Origin of the sequence: Bacillus sp. SM2101 (assembly GCF_018588585.1) — a bacterium.
GTDB classification, from domain to species: domain Bacteria; phylum Bacillota; class Bacilli; order Bacillales; family SM2101; genus Nanhaiella; species Nanhaiella sioensis.
Genome location: NZ_JAEUFG010000091.1, coordinates 1 through 1,685 on the forward strand (window position 1 = coordinate 1; position 1,685 = coordinate 1,685).

Here is a 1,685-nt window from a genome sequence, read left to right on the forward strand (position 1 = left end):
CGAGGGCACTGAAAAACTTACAGTTTTTTATTCTTATAATCTGAACACAAAAAAAGGCAATTTATCCTCTAAAATGAGATGATAAATTGCTTTTTTCCTTTTCTTTTTTTATTCTTTTTAACTTAAGAGTGTTAAGATTCGCTTGAGATTAACTGCAAATATCGCTGTGGCTCCTTGAATTTCCATACCAAATAAACCAGCAGATGATGCCGTTTCATAACCGTGTCTATGTTTTAATTCACTATTCTTTGCTTCAATTTTATAACGAGAACGTGCCAGTTCTTTAAATTCTTCACTGTTTTGAAATGCTTCCTGTTCCTTATGTTCAGTAGACTTTATTGACACAGAATAGGTTTTACTTTTTGCCCCTTCTTTATAACAACCCTCACGGAAAGGGCATAACTTACACTTTTCAATATCAAAGTAATATGTATCCTTTTGATTTTCATTTTGACCTTTCTTCCCTGTTCTTGCTTTACGTATTGCCATGTGTCCTGCTTTGCACACATACATACCCGCGTCTTTATTAAACTCAAATTCATATTCCTTCGCACGTCGACCTTGTGTGATCAGAGGGTTCAGTTTGGCCACTAGTTGAAATTCTTCTTTTTTTGCATATTGAATGTTATCTTTTTCTGAATAAGCTGTATCACCAATGATTCTATCAATTGTCATGCCTGCTTCTTTACTTTTCTCAACTAATTCTTTCAAGTATTTCCCATCACTTTTCTCACCAGTAGTAACAATCGCCCCTGTTATAATCCGTTCATCACTCATGGCTATATGTGTTTTAAATCCAAAGAAAGAAGAATCAGCTGTTTTGTGTCCGACACGTGCATCTGGATCGTTTGAATAACTTAGTTGTTCTGCATAATCTTCTACAACTTCTTTTAGAAGGTTTAATTTTTCTTTGACAGCAGGAATCTCAGAGATTTGTGTCTCAGTTTCAATAACTCTAATGAGTTGACGACTATAATCCAATTCATCATTGACTTCTTTAGAGTTTGTTTTTGGTGGAAATTTTTCTCTCATTGATTCATTTACTTGATATACTGCTTTTCGGACGTTTTTTGATTTTTCTTGTAAAAACTCTCTCGGTAATTTTTGATTATAACGAGCTTTTGTATGTGTTGCATCCACAATAATTTTTTTACTCTTAATGATTTCTTTTTCTAAAGCAATCTCAACGGTTTTTCCAATAAGTATATCTAATAAACCCACATCTTGAAGACGGAGCTTTCGGAATTTCGTTAACGTGCTTGGGTCAATTACTGAATCCTCTGGAGCCATGTCGAGAAAATATTTAAATGACATGTCGTATTTTGAACGTTCTATAACAACTACATCAGACAAATCATAAATCGATTTAAGAAGTAAATATTTAAACATACGAATTGGAGAAATTGCATTTCGACCATTATCAAGACAATATTTTGATTTTAATTCCTCTAGTATGAAAGTAAAATCTACAAGCTCATTAATTCTACGAAGCATATTATCTTTTGGTACAACCATATCGTATATAGCCATGAAGGGGCTTAAGTTGAGAGATTCTTGATTTGAAATCATTGGATACCACCTACATACATTTGATAACATTATTATAAAGTAAAGAGGCAGTTGAAAGTTCATTTGATTGAATTTCAACTGCCTTTATTAAATATTGGACTTTTTCAGTGCCCTCG

1 protein-coding gene is annotated in these 1,685 nt (G+C 33.1%); it reads right to left on the minus strand.

What is annotated here, in order from left to right; all coding sequences use genetic code 11:
* Positions 1-117: 117 nt before the first annotated feature.
* Positions 118-1,569 (minus strand): IS1182 family transposase, encoded by a 1,452-nt coding sequence (locus tag JM172_RS24335; RefSeq protein ID WP_214484955.1) that lies wholly within the window; start codon positions 1,567-1,569, stop codon positions 118-120.
* Positions 1,570-1,685 lie beyond the last annotated feature (116 nt).

Coding starts and splice junctions, on each gene's coding strand:
- JM172_RS24335 (WP_214484955.1), bottom strand. CDS start 1,569: ATGATTTCAAATCAAGAATCTCTCAACTTAAGCCCCTTCATGGCTATA.